Annotated in this window: 14 protein-coding genes; 4 read left to right on the forward strand and 10 right to left on the reverse strand. The window is 70.4% G+C overall.

What is annotated here, in order from left to right; genetic code table 11:
• Positions 1-48: 48 nt before the first annotated feature.
• On the reverse strand, positions 49-543 hold the full coding sequence (locus ACGFX4_RS00805) for a GNAT family N-acetyltransferase (RefSeq protein WP_393069056.1): 495 nt from the start codon (positions 541-543) through the stop codon (positions 49-51).
• Positions 544-812: 269 nt separating this feature from the next.
• On the opposite strand from ACGFX4_RS00805, the gene ACGFX4_RS00810 reads away from it, so the two are divergent.
• Positions 813-1,760, forward strand: coding sequence for a helix-turn-helix domain-containing protein (locus tag ACGFX4_RS00810; protein ID WP_393069058.1), 948 nt, complete (start codon positions 813-815; stop codon positions 1,758-1,760).
• A gap of 18 nt (positions 1,761-1,778) precedes the next feature.
• Here ACGFX4_RS00810 and ACGFX4_RS00815 read toward each other — a convergent pair whose 3' ends face one another.
• The 8 genes from ACGFX4_RS00815 to ACGFX4_RS00850 all read right to left on the reverse strand — a co-directional run bounded on the left by ACGFX4_RS00815 (position 1,779) and on the right by ACGFX4_RS00850 (position 10,680).
• Positions 1,779-2,519, reverse strand: a complete 741-nt coding sequence (locus ACGFX4_RS00815) for a histidine phosphatase family protein (RefSeq protein ID WP_393069059.1) — start codon at positions 2,517-2,519, stop codon at positions 1,779-1,781.
• 114 nt (positions 2,520-2,633) lie between these two features.
• Complete coding sequence (mctP, locus tag ACGFX4_RS00820) at positions 2,634-4,256, reverse strand: monocarboxylate uptake permease MctP (protein WP_393069061.1); 1,623 nt, start codon at positions 4,254-4,256, stop codon at positions 2,634-2,636.
• On the reverse strand, positions 4,253-4,510 hold the full coding sequence (locus ACGFX4_RS00825) for a DUF3311 domain-containing protein (protein WP_393069063.1): 258 nt from the start codon (positions 4,508-4,510) through the stop codon (positions 4,253-4,255). Before ACGFX4_RS00825 ends, mctP begins: the two co-directional genes overlap by 4 nt.
• Before the next feature lie 315 nt (positions 4,511-4,825).
• Positions 4,826-5,611 carry a GntR family transcriptional regulator gene (locus ACGFX4_RS00830; RefSeq protein WP_345698917.1) on the reverse strand — a complete coding sequence of 262 codons (786 nt, stop codon included), beginning with the start codon at positions 5,609-5,611 and terminating at the stop codon, positions 4,826-4,828.
• A 113-nt stretch (positions 5,612-5,724) separates the two neighbouring features.
• Positions 5,725-7,299, reverse strand: a complete 1,575-nt coding sequence (locus tag ACGFX4_RS00835; protein WP_393069065.1) for a glycoside hydrolase family 3 protein — start codon at positions 7,297-7,299, stop codon at positions 5,725-5,727.
• A gap of 64 nt (positions 7,300-7,363) precedes the next feature.
• A complete protein-coding gene (locus ACGFX4_RS00840; protein WP_393069066.1) occupies positions 7,364-8,272 on the reverse strand; it encodes a carbohydrate ABC transporter permease in 909 nt (302 codons plus the stop codon).
• Complete coding sequence (locus ACGFX4_RS00845) at positions 8,269-9,258, reverse strand: carbohydrate ABC transporter permease (RefSeq protein WP_393069068.1); 990 nt, start codon at positions 9,256-9,258, stop codon at positions 8,269-8,271. Before ACGFX4_RS00845 ends, ACGFX4_RS00840 begins: the two co-directional genes overlap by 4 nt.
• 108 nt (positions 9,259-9,366) lie before the next feature.
• A complete protein-coding gene (locus ACGFX4_RS00850; RefSeq protein ID WP_393069070.1) occupies positions 9,367-10,680 on the reverse strand; it encodes an extracellular solute-binding protein in 1,314 nt (437 codons plus the stop codon).
• A gap of 465 nt (positions 10,681-11,145) precedes the next feature.
• On the opposite strand from ACGFX4_RS00850, the gene ACGFX4_RS00855 reads away from it, so the two are divergent.
• From ACGFX4_RS00855 to ACGFX4_RS00865, 3 genes are all read left to right on the forward strand, one after another.
• Positions 11,146-12,453, forward strand: a complete 1,308-nt coding sequence (locus ACGFX4_RS00855; protein ID WP_393069072.1) for an extracellular solute-binding protein — start codon at positions 11,146-11,148, stop codon at positions 12,451-12,453.
• A gap of 149 nt (positions 12,454-12,602) precedes the next feature.
• On the forward strand, positions 12,603-13,670 hold the full coding sequence (locus ACGFX4_RS00860; protein WP_393069074.1) for an SIS domain-containing protein: 1,068 nt from the start codon (positions 12,603-12,605) through the stop codon (positions 13,668-13,670).
• A 359-nt stretch (positions 13,671-14,029) separates the two neighbouring features.
• Positions 14,030-15,550 (forward strand): sensor histidine kinase, encoded by a 1,521-nt coding sequence (locus tag ACGFX4_RS00865; protein WP_393069076.1) that lies wholly within the window; start codon positions 14,030-14,032, stop codon positions 15,548-15,550.
• Positions 15,551-15,823: 273 nt separating this feature from the next.
• Here ACGFX4_RS00865 and ACGFX4_RS00870 read toward each other — a convergent pair whose 3' ends face one another.
• Positions 15,824-16,075 (reverse strand): WhiB family transcriptional regulator, encoded by a 252-nt coding sequence (locus ACGFX4_RS00870; protein WP_014138019.1) that lies wholly within the window; start codon positions 16,073-16,075, stop codon positions 15,824-15,826.
• Positions 16,076-16,079: the final 4 nt, after the last annotated feature.

The raw sequence follows: 16,079 nt of genomic DNA on the forward strand, positions 1-16,079 counted from the left end.
GTGTCCGTGCGGTGTCCGTGCGGTCGCGCGGAGCCACCCTACGACCCGTCAGAAGGCCAACGCGTACACCAGGAGGTCGATTCCGGGGCGCGGCTCCCAGTCCCGGGAAGGGGTCCGGACGAAGCCCAGGCGCTCGTACAGGCGGTGCGCGGCGGTCATCGCGGGCCGGGTGGAGAACGCCATCCCGGCCAGCCCCAGCTCGCGGCTGCGGTCCATCGCCGCCCGCACCAGCGCCTCGCCGACCCCGCGCCCGCGGGCGGCCGCGCCGACCGCGAGCATCCGGATCTCGCCCTCCTCGGGCCGGGCGATGTCGGCCCACTCGGTGCCGCCGACCGCGAAGGTCACGCAGCCGAGCACTCTCCCGTCCGCGGCGTCGACCGCGACGAGGAGCTCGGCCTCCGCGCTGCGCCGGCCGGTGTCCCGGAGGAGCCGGACGTAGTCGCCGTCCGCAGGGGTGTGGCCGTCGCCGACGAACGCCTCGACGGTGACGTCACCTGCGGCGACGAGGTCCTCGGGGCGGGCGCGGCGGATGACGGTGTCCATCCGGACAGTCTGCCGGAAGGGCCGTGCAGCCGGTCGGGGAGGGCCGGGTCCACCGGGTAGCCGCCCGGGCGGTGCCAGTTGTCCCGCCCGTGCCGGCCGGTGCGCTCCAGGTCGCGGCCGACCAGGGCGCCGAGCAGTCCGAAGAAGCCGATGATGCCCATCAGGGCGAGCGCTGAGGTCATGCCTCCACTCTCCCGGCGCGCCGACCGCCTCGCGAGTGGCAGAAACGCACGCTTGCCGAAAGATCCTGCCAACGGCATCCTGGAGCCATGCTGAAGAACGTCGTCGCCGTGGTCCTGGAAGAGGTCCACCCCTTCGAGCTCGGGGTCGCCTGCGAGGTCTTCGGCCTCGACCGCGGCGAGGAGGGCCTGCCGGTCTACGACTTCGCCCTGGTCGGCGACCGGCCCGGCCCGATGCGCACCCACGCCGGCTTCACCGTCGACGTCCCGCACGGCCCCGAGCGGATCGCGCAGGCCGACCTGGTCGTCGCCACCGCCACCGGGGTCCGCGACAGCTACCCGGAGCCGCTGCTGGAGGCGCTGCGCGCGGCCCACGACCGCGGCGCGTACCTGCTCTCCATCTGCAGCGGCAGCTTCCTGCTCGGCGCCGCCGGGCTGCTCGACGGCCGGCGCTCCACCACCCACTGGAAGCACGCCGAGACCATGGCCCGGCGCTTCCCGCTCACCACCGTCGAGCCCGACGTGCTCTACGTCGACGACGACCCGGTGATCACCTCCGCCGGCACGGCCGCCGGGATCGACGCCTGCCTGCACCTGGTCCGCAAGGTGCAGGGCGCCGAGGTCGCCCGCGGCATCGCCCGGCGGATGGTGGTCGCTCCGCACCGGGACGGCGGCCAGGCCCAGTTCATCAACCGGCCGCTGCCCGAGGCGGACGGCGAGTCGCTCGGCCCGGTGCTCGAATGGATGCGCCGGCACCTCGACGAGGAGACCACCGTCGACCGGCTGGCCGCCCTCGCCCACATGTCGCCGCGCACCTTCGCCCGCCGCTTCCAGCAGGAGACCGGCACCACCCCGCACCGCTGGCTCACCGGGCAGCGCATCCTGCACGCCCAGCGGCTGCTGGAGTCCACCGCCGAGCCGATCGACGCGATCGCCACCCGCAGCGGCTTCGGCAACGCCGCCACGCTCCGCCACCACTTCGGCCGCCGCCTCGGCACCACCCCGCAGGCCTACCGGAGGGCCTTCGCGGGCGTCTGAGCGCGTCCGCGCGAGCGCTCAGAGGTGACCGGTGCCGTTCCAGCCGTCGGGGAGGAGGCGGCCGGCCTGCGGGCGCCAGAGGCTGGTGGAGCAGTTGGCGACCGGCGGCAGGGCCAGCAGGTCGGGCTCGGAGAGGCGGTCGAGGACGTGCCGCAGCATCAGCACGGTGCAGTCGTGCGCGACCAGCAGGACCGGCCGGCCGGCCTCCTCCTCGCAGACGTCCCGCAGCACGCTGCGCACCCGCAGCGCCACGTCCAGCCAGGACTCCCCGCCCGGCGGCCGGTAGTACAGCTCGCCCATCTTGCGGCGCCGCGCCGCCTCCGCCGGGTGCTCCTTCTCGATCGCCGCCTTGGTCAGCATCTCCAGCACCCCGAGCTCCCGGTCGCGCAGCCGCTCGTCGTAGCGGACCGGCAGCGCCACCGGCACCGCGCCGAGCCCGGAGGCCTGGGCGAGTGCGATCCGGGCGGTCTCGGTGGTGCGCACGTACGGGGAGCACCAGACCGAGCGCGGCCGGTCGGCCGGCGGCAGGGCGGCCCACCAGCGGCCGAGTGCCTGGGCCTGGGCCTGGCCGTGCATCGAGAGCGGGATGTCGGCGTCTCTGCTCCCGATCGGGACGGTCAGGGCGCCGGACGCCTCCGCGTTCCGGAATTCGACGTTGGCCACGGACTCGCCGTGCCGGGTGGCGATGAGCACCGAGGGCAGCAGGGCGCCGCCCCGGTGCGTGCGGTGCCCGTTGGAGATGGTGGTGACGTCTGCCATGGCCGCGACTCCCCGTTCTCGTCATAACAAATGATCGCGCCGTCACTCCAGTGTTGACCGGAGTGACGGCGCGATCACAGGGCGCACGGCGCTCGGCCGCGCGCCCCGGGTGACTCAGTGCGCCGCAGCGGGCTGCGGAGCGTCCTTCAGGGCCTCGTCGCCGGCGTCCGCGCTGTAGTCCGCGGTGGCGGTCTCGTCGAGCCCCTCGGGGGCCTTCACGGCCTTCAGCACCAGCGTCAGCGCGACGGCCACCAGCACGTTGAGCACGAACGCGGTCAGGCCGATGTAGCCGATCTGCCCGATCACCGGGATCTCGGCCGAGTTGCCGCCGAAGTGCTTGGTGGCCGGCGAGGAGATCCCGTACGCCTTCCAGGTGCCGTACGCCATGCCGACCGCCCAGCCGGCCAGCAGGGCCCAGCGGTGGAACCACCGGGTGAACAGGCCCGCCACGATCGAGACGGCGGTCTGCAGGATCCACAGGCCGCCCAGCAGCTGCAGGTTGATCGCGGCCTGCTTGTCCATCAGCAGCACGAAGACCAGCGCGCCGACCTTCACCAGCAGCGAGGCGACCTTGGCCACCTTGGTCTCGTCCGCCGGGGTCGCCGCCGGGTTCAGGAACTCCTTGTACACGTTGCGGGTGAACAGGTTGGCCGCCGCGATCGACATGATCGCGGCCGGCACCAGCGCGCCGATGCCGATCGCCGCGAACGCCACACCGGTGAACCAGTCCGGGAACATGTTCTCGAACAGCTGCGGCACCGCCAGCTGGTTGTTGTAGCCCTTCACGCCCTTGCCCACGCCCGCCGCGATCGCCATGAAGCCCAGCAGCGCCAGCAGGCCCAGCATCAGCGAGTACGCCGGCATGATCGCCATGTTGCGGCGGACCGTGTTCCGCGACTTCGACGCCAGCACGCCGGTCACCGAGTGCGGGTACATGAACAGCGCCAGCGCCGAACCGAACGCCAGCGTCGCGTACGTCCAGTGCGCCTTCTCGCCGAGGATCAGCGAACCGATCGGCTTGCCGGTCGCCGGGTTCACCGTGGAGAACTTCTGCGCCGCCGAGTCGAAGATGTGGCCGTAGCCGCCCAGGCGCATCGGGATGTAGATCACCGCGACGATGATCACCACGTAGATCAGGGTGTCCTTGACGAACGCGATCAGCGCCGGCGCCCGCAGGCCCGAGGAGTACGTGTACGCCGCCAGCACGCCGAACGCCAGGAACAGCGGCAGGTCCTTCATGAACCAGTTGCCGCTGCCGCCCACGCCCAGCACGTCCAGCACCGCCTGGATGCCGACCAGCTGCAGCGCGATGTACGGCATCGTCGCCAGGATCCCGGTCAGCGCCACCACCAGCGACAGCGCCTTCGAGCCGTACCGGCCCCGGACGAAGTCCGCCGGGGTCACGTAGCCGTGCACCCGGGAGACCGACCACAGCCGCGGCAGGAACAGGAAGACCAGCGGGTAGGCGATGATCGTGTACGGCACCGCGAAGAAGCCGGCCGCGCCGGTCGCGTAGATCGCCGCCGGGACGGCGATGAACGTGTACGCGGTGTACAGGTCGCCGCCGAGCAGGAACCAGGTGATCCAGGTGCCGAAGCTGCGGCCGCCCAGACCCCACTCGTCCAGGTGCAGGGCGTCGTCCGCCTTGCGCCAGCGCGAGGCCAGGAAGCCCATCACGGTGACCAGGACGAAGAAGAGCAGGAAGACGGTCAGTGCGACCCAGTTGACGTCCTTCACAGCGCGTCACCCCCGCGGACGGCCTTGCGGGCCTTCTCGTCGCGGTTGATCAGCAGGTACGCACCGACCGTGAACACGGCCGACACCGGCACCCACGCCAGCTGGTACCAGTAGAAGAACGGCATCCCGCCGAGCTCCGGATCGGCCTTGGTGTACGACGCGACCCAGAGCATGGCGACGATCGGCACGGCCAGGCACAGCCCGGCCAGGACCCGGGCGGGTGTGACCGCCGGGAGGTTCGTTTCTGACGACATGTAAGCGGCTCCGGCTGAAGTGGTCTCACCTCGTCGGCGCCGCAGCGCACATTACTGTGCGCCCGCCGAGCAGCACCTCTGGTGATCGGAAGTCAGCCGGAATTTAGAGCACGAAGTGACGCGTGTCACTACGTTCCACCGAAGTTTCCGAATATCGGACCCACTCCGGCACCTTCGAGTGACCACTCGGGCTGGGCCGGGAGGCCTGTTCCGGGCGCTGGAGGCGGGTGATGCTGCGTGCTTCCGCCGGGGAGGGGAGAGGGGAGGGGTTTTGTCTCCTCGCCCTCCCCGGAGGGGGAAGGCCGGCCGGGAGGCCTATTCCGGGCGCTGGAGGCGGGTGATGAACTTGTAGCGGTCGCCGCGGTAGATCGAGCGGACCCACTCGACGGGGGCGCCCTCGGCGTCGAAGGAGTGGCGGGAGAGCTGGAGCATCGGCAGGCCCAGGTCGGAGCCGAGGAGGCCGGCCTCGCGCGGGTTGGCGAGGGTGGTCTCGATGGTCTCCTCCGCCTCGGCCACGGTGACGCCGTAGACCTCGCGCAGGGCGGTGTAGAGCGAGTTGTGCTTCAGCAGGTTGCGCCGGAGCGCGGGGAAGCGCTTCGCGGACAGGTGCGCCACCTCGATGGCCATCGGGTCGCCGTTGGCCAGGCGCAGGCGCTCGATCCGCAGGACGCGGCCGCCGGTCTTGATGTCGAGGAGCGGGGCGAGCCGGTCGTCGGCGCTGATGTAGCCGATCTCGATCAGCCGGGAGGTGGGCTCCAGGCCCTGGGCCCGCATGTCCTCGGTGTAGGAGGTGAGCTGCAGGGCCTGGGCGACCTTGGGCTTGGCGACGAAGGTGCCCTTGCCCTGGATGCGCTCCAGCCGGCCCTCGACGACCAGCTCCTGCAGGGCCTGGCGGACCGTGGTGCGGGAGGTGTCGAACTGGGCGGCGAGCGCCCGCTCCGGCGGGACCGGGGTGCCGGCCGGCTGGGTCTCGGTGAGCTGCAGCAGGTGGCGCTTGAGCCCGTAGTACTTGGGGACGCGCGTGGCCGCACTCGTGGCGGGGCCCGACTGCGTCGGCACCGTGGTGTTCTCGGCGAGTGCCGATTCCCGTTCGCCACTCATGGCAGCTCTCACTCCTCTTAAGGCAGCCTCAAAGGCTCCTGATGTCTATGTAACAGCACATGGTTGCATGCGGGAGCGCCCACCGGGGAGCTCCCGCATGCACGACGGTGTTCTCAGCCCGCGTTGGCCGGGCTGACGGCGAGGCCGGCGAGGGCCTCGGCGGCGGCGATGCCGCAGACCCGGGAGCCGCCGCGGGTGGCGAGCACGGTGACGTCGCGGGCGGAGAACAGCTCGGTGACGCCGTGCCCGGTGCCCAGTTCGACGACGACCGCGTCGGGGCGGGCCTCGGTGACGGCGAGCGCGGCGCGCTTCATCCAGGTGTGCCGGTGGATGTCGCGGACGACCACGACCAGCGGCCGGCCCACGGCGGCGCCGAGCACCGGGGCGGTGTCGACCTCGGCGTCGTCGGCGGCGACCGCGACGTGCAGCAGGCCGGAGCCCTCCATGCGGGTGGCGGGGGCGCCGACCCGGGTCACGGTGGTGCCGGGGACGAGCTCGGCGAGCGGCGCGGCCACGCCCCAGGGGGTCTCGTCGCCGACCGCGATGTTGGCGCCGGGGGAGAACTCGACCACGTGCGGGACGCCGCTGAGCGGGCGCAGCTCGCCGTGCACGCGCAGGGCCCGGCGGGCGGCGGTGAGACCGATGCCGACCTCGCCGTGCGCGCCGACCTGGGCCTGCCGGACGGCGGCCGACCAGCGGGCGACGGCGCGGTTGCGCTCGGCGGCCTCGTGCAGCCGTTCGGCGGACAGCCGGCCCTCGCGGACCGCCCAGACCAGGGCGTCGCGCAGGTAGACGAAGGCCTCCTCGTCCTGGAGCCCGCCGCCGACGCAGATGGTGTCGGCGCCGGCCGCGATGGCCCGTACCGAGCCGGCCGCGACGCCGTGGGTGCCGGAGATGGCGCCCATCTCGATACCGTCGGTGACGATCAGGCCCTCGAAGCCGAGCTCCTCGCGCAGCAGCCCGGTGAGGATCCGCCGGGACATGGTGGCGGGCAGCTCGGGGTCGTACGCGGGGAAGAGGATGTGCGCCGTCATGATCGACTTCACGCCGGCGGCGATGGCGGCCTTGAAGGGCAGCAGGTGCTCGGCGAACTGCTCGGGCGAGAGGTCGATCCGGGGCAGGCCCAGGTGCGAGTCGCCGGCGGTGTCGCCGTGGCCGGGGAAGTGCTTGGCGCAGGCGGCGACGCCGGCCGACTGCAGGCCGCGGACGTACGCGGCGGTGTGGCGGGCGGCGAGTTCGCCGTCGCCGCCGAAGGACCGGACGCCGATCACCGGGTTGTCCGGGTTGGAGTTGACGTCCGCGTCGGGCGCGTAGTTGAGGTTCACGCCGACGCTGGAGAGGTCGAAGCCGATCGAGCGGGCGACCCGCTCGGTGAGGTCGGTGTCGTCGACCTCACCGAGCGCGTGGTTGCCCGGGTACGAGGAGCCGCTGGTCACCTCCAGCCGGGTGACGTCGCCGCCCTCCTCGTCGGTGGCGATCAGCAGGTCGCCGTTGAGCGCGTACAGCTCGGAGGTGAGCCGGGCGACCTGCTGCGGGGTGTGGATGTTGCGACCGAACAGGGCGACTCCGCCGAGCTCTCCCGAGCCCAGTCTGCGGCGCAGCCAGTCGGGTGCGGTCTGTCCGGCGAAGCCGGGCTGCAGGACCGCGCCGGCGTCGTGGAGGAGTTCGACGCTTTCCGAACCGGGCATCGCCATGGTTCCTTCCCTGGTGGTGGGGTGCTGGAGGTGTGCGGTGTGGGCGTGAGGAAGGGTTCTAGCCCTTGACCGCACCGGCGGTGAGGCCGGCCGACACCTTCTTCTGGAAGAACACGAAGAGGACGATCACGGGCAGCGACACCAGCAGCGCGCCGGCCATCTGCGCGCCGTAGTCCGCGCCACGGGTGGGGGTGGTGGCGTAGAAGGTCAGCCAGGCCATCGCCGTCTTCTGGCCGCCGGTGGCGAGCAGGGTGTTGGCGACGATGAACTCGTTCCAGGCCTGGATCCAGCTGTAGACGCCGGTGGTGATCAGGCCGGGCAGGGTGAGCGGCAGGATGATCCGGAAGAAGGCGCCCCACTGGGTGCAGCCGTCGACCATGGCGGCCTCGTCCAGCTCGGCCGGGATGTTCACGATGAACGAGCGCAGCGTCCAGACCACGTACGGGACGGTGAAGACCAGGTAGGCCAGCATCACGCCGACCAGCGTGCCGGTCATGCCGGCGTTGTTCATCACCACGTACAGCGGGACGATCAGCGCGAGCAGGGGCACCATCTGGACCACCAGCATGGTGACGATGAAGAAGCTGCGGCCGCGGAAGTTGAAGCGGGCCACCCCGATCGCGGCGAGGAAGCCGACGATCAGGCCCATGGCCACCGCGCCGAGCGTGATGAACAGGGTGTTCTGCAGCGACGGCCAGAACTCGGTGTCGTTGAGGACGGTCTTGTAGCTCTCGAACGAGAAGGAGCTGGGCCAGAACGTCGGGTCCTGGGCGATCAGGTCCTTGTTCGTCTTGAACGTGGTGATGATCATCCAGTAGATCGGGAAGGCCATCACCAGGGCGAAACCGAGGCCGAGCAGGTTCCAGATCCAGGTGGCGGCGGAGCTCCGACCGGTGGCGCGGGCCTTGGCCTTGACCTTGGGGGCGTCGGCGACGGCCGGCGCGGGCTTGTGGGCGACGACGGTCATCGGTCCTGGGCTCCGATCTTGAGCATCTGGCGGATGTAGAACACCAGCACCGCCAGCATGAGGAGGATCATGGCGATCGAGATCACCGAGCTGTCGCTGTACTTGGAGGCGACGATGCCCTTCTCGTAGAGGAAGGTGCCGATCGTCCAGTAGCCCGGCTCGGGGGAGGTGTTGCGCAGCGAGAAGATCTGCGCGAAGACCTGGAAGTCCCAGATGAAGCTGAGCGCGGTGCTGATCATCAGGAAGGGCTTGATGACCGGGACGGTCACGTGGCGGAAGGCCTGGAAGGCGTTGGCGCCGTCCAGCTTGGCGGCCTCCATCAGCTCCTTCGGGACCTGGGTGAGCGCGGCGTACAGGCCGATCACCAGGAAGGGCAGCGCGCCCCAGACGATGACCGCGCCGCCGACCACGTAGAGGCCGACGGTCGGGTCGGCGAACCAGTCGTAGTGCTTGACCGACTCGTCCCCGGTGACCAGGAACCACAGGTAGTCGACGACGCCGCCGTTCGAGGCGAACAGCCAGCGGAAGACGGTGCCGGTGACCAGGGCGGGGATGGCCCAGACGAACATCATCACGGTGATGCAGACGATCCGGACCCAGGGCGAGACCCGGTTGAGCAGCAGGGCGAAGAGCATGCCCAGCACCATCGAGGCGGCGACCAGCTCGACCGTGAAGTAGATCGAGCGGAGCACGACGTCCCAGAACTCGCTGTCGCCGAGCACCTTGGTGTAGCCGTCGAAGCCGATGTACTTCGCGAGCGCCGGGTTGACCAGGTAGGCGTAGCGGTTGACGTTCTGGAAGGACAGGTCGAAGAGCCTGTACAGCGGGTACGCCAGCATGCCCACCATGGCGATCACGGCCGGCAGGATCATGGCGTAGGGGATGTGGAGGCCCGCTGCGAAGAATCCGCGGCGCTGCGGCTTCTCGGCCGGGGCGGGCCCGGCGGCCTCGGACCGGATAACGGTCTCGTCGGTGGTCACACTCATCAGGGTCCTTCCAAGGCCCGCGGAACTGGTTCGGTCCTGGCGCACGGGTGGGCAGTCCGCGTCATTCGCGAACTGCCCACCCCTCTGCTTCAGCTCAGCTCAGCCGTGTCAGCCGTTGAGGTCCTTCACCACGGTGTCCTGGACCTTCTTGAGCTCGGCGGCCGGGTCGCCACCGGCGGCGATCGCACCGAAGGCGTTCTTCAGCGCGGTCTCGTCGGCACCGGACCACAGCGGCGAGTTCGGGATGAACCAGGTCGCACCCTCGGCGGCGTCACCGGTGGCCTTGTTGGCCGGGGAGGCGGCCTTGTACGCGGCGACCAGGTTCTTCGCGTTCGGGATCGCGAACTTCGCGAGCTCGGTCTGCTGCTTGGTGTTGGTGTAGATCTGCATGAAGGTCGCGCCCAGGCCGGCGTTGGCGGCCTTGGCCGGGACGGCCAGGTCGGAGCCACCGAGGAAGGCCGGGGTGGTGGAGCCGGCGGCCGCACCCGGGAGGGCGATGGTGGCCAGCTTGTCCTTCAGCGAGGGGTCGCCCGCCTTGGGGTCGGTGACCGAGCCGACCTCCCAGCCGGCGCCGACGATGGCGGCGATGTTGCCCTTGGCCATCAGCGCGTCCTGGGTGGCCTCGTCGGTGGTGGTGCCACCGACCGAGAACTCCTTCTGCAGGTCGTTCCAGGCCTTGACGCCCTCGATGAACTTCGGGTCGGTCAGGGTGCCGGTCCACTTGTCGCCGTCCTTCTTGGCGACGATGCCCTTGACACCGAAGGTGCCGGCGCCGAAGGAGGCGGCGGTGTACCAGTTCTGGCCCGGGAGGTACAGGGCGGAGAAGTTCGGGGTCGAGGCGTTGGCGGCCTTGACCTTGGTGAGCGCGTCCTTCAGCTCGCCGAGGGTCTTCGGGGCCTCCTTGACGCCCGCGGCCTCGAAGAGGTCCTTGCGGTAGATCAGGACGCGGGCACCGGCGTAGTACGGCACGGCGTAGGTCTTGGTGCCGTCACCGGACTGGCCGGAGGCGGCCAGCGAGTCCAGCCACTTGTCCGAGTTCTCGAACTGGCCCTTGACGCCGGTCAGGTCGACGAAGGAGCCGGCCTCGATGTACTTGGCGGCCTGGGTGTTGCCGACCTCGAGCATGTCGGGGGCGTTGCCGGAGAGCAGCGCGGTGTCGAGCTTGGTGGTGTAGTTGGTCCAGGTCTGCCACTGGATGTCGACGTCGGCGCCGGTCTTCTCCTTGAACTCGGCCTTGGCGGCCTCGACCACGCCCGGCCAGCCCTTCTGGGCGTCGTCCATCAGCCAGACGGTGATCTTCTTGCCCTTGCCGTCGGTGCTGAGCGTCGCGGCCTTGCTGTCGCCGGAGGTGCCGGACGAGGAGCAAGCCGAGGCAACGAGCACGGTGGCAATGGCGGCCACGGCTGCGATCTTGCGGTTCAAACCATCCTCCAGAGGGATGAGCAAGGTAGGGCACCGGGCTGCGGGGCCGAGGCCTGCGAGCTGCGTTGTGCCTGTGGGGGGAACGTCACCGATTCAGGTGGAGTAGACCATTGGTTTAGACCAACGCCTGGAGATTGGCATGGACCAATGAGAGGCGTCAAGGGTTCAAAGAGCGGTTGCACAAGCCGTTATCAACGCTTGACTCCGTCGTAGTTGGACTGGACCAAGTAGGGGTCCGGATCACCTTTTGTCCGGACAAAGACTCCCCCCTCAAGCCAACCTCAACGTGACCTTAAAGAGACCTGAAGCGCCTGGTCTGACATGGCCAGGTCGGGGTGCACAACAGGTTTGCAACAAGGGCGACTTGAGCCCCGAGCTGCGTTGACGCAGATAGTGGTCTAGGCCAGGATCCGTGGATCTGGTCTGTACCACAGCGCAGACCCCCATGATTTTCCGGAGGATTGCGTGAAGCGTCAGGTATTCGCCGCGCTCGCCACCGCTGCCCTGCTGGCCACCGCCACGGGTTGCGGGTCCGGGAGCCCGTCGGAGAAGGGGGCGGGCAGCGCGCCCGATCCCAAGGCGATGACCGGCACCGTGACCGTGTGGCTGATGAACGAGGCCCAGACCAGCTGGCCCGAGCTCGTGCAGCAGGTCAACGACGAGTTCGCCGCCAAGTACCCCAAGGTCCAGCTCAAGCTCAGCTACCAGACCTGGGCCGACAAGATCAACAACCTGGACGCGGCCCTCAAGGACGGCAACGCCCCGGACGTGGTCGAGCTCGGCAACACCGAGACCATGAAGTACATCCTCAGCGGCGCGCTCGCCCCGGTGGACCGCACGTCCTTCGACAACTCCGACGCGTGGATCAAGGGCCTGGTCAACACCTGCAGCTACCAGGACAAGCTCTACTGCGTCCCCTACTACGCGGGCGCCCGGGTCGGCATCTACAACGCGCAGATGTTCCAGGACGCGACCGGCAGCCCCGAATTCCCCACGACCGAGGAAGACCTGCTGTCCACGCTGGACAAGCTGCAGTCGAAGAACAAGGGCAACGCCGGGTTCTCCCCGGTCTACCTGCCCGGCCCGTACTGGTACGCCGCGATGTCCTACGTCGCCGCCTACGACGGCGCCATCGCCCGCTTCGACAACGGCGGCCGCTGGCACGGCACCCTGCACGACCCCAAGTCCCAGCAGGGCATCCAGCACTTCGTCGACCTGGTGAAGAAGTACAACAAGGGCGACTGGAAGGTGAACGAGGCCAACCAGGCCACCGTGCTCGGCCGGCAGAAGGCCGCCATGATCTACGGCAACGGCTGGGAGATCTCCACCGCCATCGCGCCGATCTCCGGCGAGCCCAAGCTCAAGGACTCGCTCAAGGTCGTCGGCATGCCCGGCCCGAACGGCAAGCCGCTGCCCTCCTTCATCGGCGGCTCCGACCTCGCGATCACCGCGAAGTCGCAGTCCGCGGCGCTCGCCGCCGAGTGGATCCGGATGTTCACCTCGACCAAGTCCCAGCAGGTCCTGGTCAACAAGGACACCCTGCCCAACAACCTCACCCAGCTGGCGCCGCTGAAGGACAAGGCCACCACCGCCGCCGCGGCCAACGCGGTGCCGGACGCCTGGTTCACCCCGCTGGCGCCGGGCTGGGGCGCGATCGAGAAGCAGAACGTCCTGGTGACCATGCTCAACGACATCCTCAAGGGCAAGTCGGTCGACGAGGCCACCAAGGAGGCCGACGCCAGGATCGACCAGCTGATCAACAACCCGTCGTGACGCCCCGGCCGGCCGGGGCGCGGCGACCGGGGCGCACGTAGAATCGGTCCGGACAACCCAGCAGCGAGTGTGCGGACTCGCCGCCGTAGGAAGGTCCCCGACGGGCAGCCGCCCGCCGGGGAAGACCGTCTTCACGGAGGCACACCCCGATGTCCGACCCGCACACCCTCCCCGACCCCCGCGTCCCGGGCCGCTGTATGGCGGCGGAGATGGCCGAGCAACCGGCCGTCCTCCGGCGCATCCTCGACGAGGGCGCCCCGAAGATCCGCGAGATCGCGGCCGGGATCGCGGCCCGCAACCCGCGCTTCGTCCTGCTGACCGCGCGCGGCACCTCGGACAACGCCGCGCTGTACGCGAAGTACCTGATCGAGGTCCTGCTCGGCAAGCCGGCCGGCCTCACCTCGATGTCCACCACCACCGCGTACGGAGCCAAGCCGGACCTCCGCGACTGCCTGGTGATCACCGTCAGCCAGTCCGGCGGCTCGCCCGACCTGGTGGCCTCCACCAAGGCCGCCCGCGAGGCCGGGGCGATCACCCTCGCGGTGACCAACAACGCCGGCTCCCCGCTGGCCGAGGTCTCCGAGTTCCACATCGACGTGCTGGCCGGCCCGGAGAAGGCGCTGCCCGCCACCAAGACCTACACGGCCGAGCTGCTCGCCCTGTACCTCTTCGTCGAGGGCCTGCGCGGCGGCGACGGCACGGCCGCCAAGGACCTGCCGGAGCTGGCCGCCGGCGTGCTGGCCCGCCAGGCCGAGGTCAAGGCGCTGGCCGAGCGCTACCGCTTCGCGCAGCGCCTGGTGATCACCTCGCGCGGCTACGGCTACCCGACCGCCCGCGAGGCGGCGCTGAAGCTGATGGAGACCACCTACATCCCGGCCACCCCGTTCTCCGGCGCCGACCTGCTGCACGGCCCGCTGGCCATGGTCGACAACGTCTCGCCGGTGATCGCGATCGTCCCGGAGGGCAAGGGCGGCGAGGCCCTCCAGCCGGTGCTGGACCGCCTGCGCGGCCGCGGCGCGGACCTGGTGGTGGTCGGCCAGCAGGAGCAGGTGGACGCCGCCTCCGCCGGCTTCGCGCTCCCCGCCGGGGTGCCCGAGGAGGTGCAGCCGATCCTGGAGATCCTGCCGCTGCAGCTGCTCGCGTACGAGGTCACCATCGCCCGCGGGCAGGACCCGGACGCGCCGCGCGCGCTGGCCAAGGTCACCGAGACCCACTGACGCCGGAACGCGGAGAACCCCCCGACTGCGCCGAGCGGCCGGGGGGTTCTGCGTCCCCCCGCGCCGGGAGCGCGGACGGGGAAACACTACGGGCCACGGCGCCGACACAGGACCCTCAACCCGTGCGGCACCGCAGCCCGGAGCTGTCGTCGGCAGCCCGTTCCGGCCGAGAGTTGTGCGGGACCCTCGGGCGCTGGACCACCGACCTCGGAGCTGCCTCGCGCGGTCAGGGCAGTGTGCGCGGTGGGCGGCTCCTTGGTGCATCTTCATTGTGGACTAGACCAATCTGGGTTGTCCAGAGCCGCGCTCCAATTGGTCTGGACAACGTGGGCCGACCCGTGCGGCGTTACAGTCACGGTGTGCCCTCGTTGAACGAACTCGTCCGCCGCCACACCACCCTCACCGGTGCCGACGTGGAGTGGCTCCACCTCCTGGTGTCGGAGTGGCAGCTGCTCTCCGACCTCTCCTTCGCCGACCTGGTGCTGTGGATCCCCACCTGGGACGGCATCCGGTACGTCTCGGTCGCCCAGATGCGGCCCAACACCGGCCCCACCTCGTACCAGGACGACATGGTCGGCCACCTGGTCCCGCGCGGCCGCCGGCCGCTGCTGGACGCCGCCTACGACGAGGGACGGATCGTCCGCGAGGGCGACCCGGAGTGGCGCGAGGAGGTGCCGGTCCGGGTCGAGTCCATCCCGGTCCGGCGCGAGGGCAAGGTGCTCGGCGTGATCGCCCGCAACACCAACCTGCTCACCGTCCGCACCCCCAGCCGGCTGGAGCTCACCTACCTGCAGTCCGCCTCCGACCTGGCCCAGATGATCGCCGCCGGTACCTTCCCCTACCCCGGCGCCGAGCAGACCGACATGGACGCCGCCCCCCGGGTCGGCGACGGCCTGATCCGCCTGGACGCCGACGGCGTGGTCACCTACGCCAGCCCCAACGCGCTCTCCGCCTACCACCGGATCGGCCTCACCTCCGACCTGGTGGGCAGCCACCTCGGCCGGACCACCGCCGAGTTGGTGCCGCCCAGCCGGGCGGCCGTGCACGAGGGCCTGGTCAAGATGGCCTCCGGCTGGGCGCCCCGGCAGACCGAGGTGGAGGCCCAGGGCGGCGTCGTCACCCTGCGCACCATCCCGCTCAAGCCCAAGGGCACCCCCACCGGCTCGCTGGTGCTCTGCCGCGACGTCACCGAGCTGCGCCGCCGCGACCGCGAGCTGATGACCAAGGACGCCACCATCCGGGAGATCCACCACCGGGTGAAGAACAACCTGCAGACCGTCGCCGCGCTGCTGCGCCTGCAGTCCCGCCGGATGGACTCCGACTCCGCCCGGGCCGCGCTCGACGAGGCGGTGCGCCGGGTCGGCTCGATCGCCATCGTACACGAGACCCTCTCGCAGGGCCTGGACGAGGCGGTCGCCTTCGACGAGATCGCCGACCGGGTGCTCGCCATGGTGATGGAGCTCTCCCAGGACGGCCGGGTCGCCACCCGGCGCAGCGGCTCCTTCGGCATCCTCTCCGCCGAGGTGGCCACCCCGCTGGCGATGATCCTCACCGAGCTGCTGCAGAACGCCCTGGAGCACGCCTTCGGCCCGAGCGCGGCCGGCAACCTGGAGGTCAGCGCGCTGCGCGGCCGGGCCCCGGCCACCGGCAAGGGCTGGTCGGACAGTTGGAACGGCGGCGCCCGCCCGGAGGAGTACCTGCTGATCACCGTGCAGGACGACGGCAAGGGCATGCCCGAGGGCTTCGACCCGCAGAAGGCCGGCAACCTCGGGCTGCAGATCGTCCGCACCCTGGCCACCGGCGAGCTGGGCGGCACCTTCGACATGGTGGCCGCGCCCGAGGGCGGCACCAAGGTGGTGCTGGAGATCCCGGTGAAGTAGGGGGAAAGAGAAACGAGGCCCTGTCGACCGGGGGGGTGGGTCGACAGGGCCTCTCAACCCGGTCCGGCCGTCGGGGGGAGTCGGCCGGAACGGGGGCTCTGGGTGGCGCGACGCCCGCCACGTGTGTTGCACACGGTGAGCGCCTCAGGTCCACAATATTGCTCTCAGTGAGCAGTATCAAGTAGCTGGGCGGCTCGCGTCGTCGGAAGGCTCGGCCGGCCATCGCGGCCAAGCCTTTGATCATGGATCGATCAGTTGCTGCCTGACGGAACGTCAGGCGGTGCGGGCCCGGTTGCGGGCGGCGCGGCGCTTCATCGCACGACGCTCGTCCTCGCTCATGCCGCCCCAGACGCCGGCGTCCTGGCCGGTCTCCAGCGCCCACTGCAGGCACTGCTCCATGACGGGACAGCGGCGGCACACGGCCTTGGCTTCCTCGATCTGCAGCAGAGCGGGGCCGGTGTTCCCGATCGGGAAGAACAGCTCCGGGTCCTCTTCGCGGCAGACAGCGCGGTGGCGCCAGTCCATGGTG

The sequence above is a fragment of the Kitasatospora sp. NPDC048365 genome (assembly GCF_043200835.1).
Taxonomy (GTDB): domain Bacteria; phylum Actinomycetota; class Actinomycetes; order Streptomycetales; family Streptomycetaceae; genus Kitasatospora; species Kitasatospora terrestris.

Excerpts from the sequence above, each read along its gene's own strand:
- ACGFX4_RS00860 (WP_393069074.1), top strand. The coding sequence starts at position 12,603 with ATGTCCGACCCGCACACCCTCCCCGACCCCCGCGTCCCGGGCCGCTGT.
- ACGFX4_RS00835 (WP_393069065.1), bottom strand. The coding sequence starts at position 7,299 with ATGCCCGGTTCGGAAAGCGTCGAACTCCTCCACGACGCCGGCGCGGTC.
- ACGFX4_RS00840 (WP_393069066.1), bottom strand. The coding sequence starts at position 8,272 with ATGACCGTCGTCGCCCACAAGCCCGCGCCGGCCGTCGCCGACGCCCCC.
- ACGFX4_RS00825 (WP_393069063.1), bottom strand. The coding sequence starts at position 4,510 with ATGTCGTCAGAAACGAACCTCCCGGCGGTCACACCCGCCCGGGTCCTG.
- ACGFX4_RS00810 (WP_393069058.1), top strand. The coding sequence starts at position 813 with ATGCTGAAGAACGTCGTCGCCGTGGTCCTGGAAGAGGTCCACCCCTTC.
- ACGFX4_RS00870 (WP_014138019.1), bottom strand. The coding sequence starts at position 16,075 with ATGGACTGGCGCCACCGCGCTGTCTGCCGCGAAGAGGACCCGGAGCTG.
- ACGFX4_RS00815 (WP_393069059.1), bottom strand. The coding sequence starts at position 2,519 with ATGGCAGACGTCACCACCATCTCCAACGGGCACCGCACGCACCGGGGC.
- ACGFX4_RS00830 (WP_345698917.1), bottom strand. The coding sequence starts at position 5,611 with ATGAGTGGCGAACGGGAATCGGCACTCGCCGAGAACACCACGGTGCCG.
- ACGFX4_RS00805 (WP_393069056.1), bottom strand. The coding sequence starts at position 543 with ATGGACACCGTCATCCGCCGCGCCCGCCCCGAGGACCTCGTCGCCGCA.
- ACGFX4_RS00845 (WP_393069068.1), bottom strand. The coding sequence starts at position 9,258 with ATGAGTGTGACCACCGACGAGACCGTTATCCGGTCCGAGGCCGCCGGG.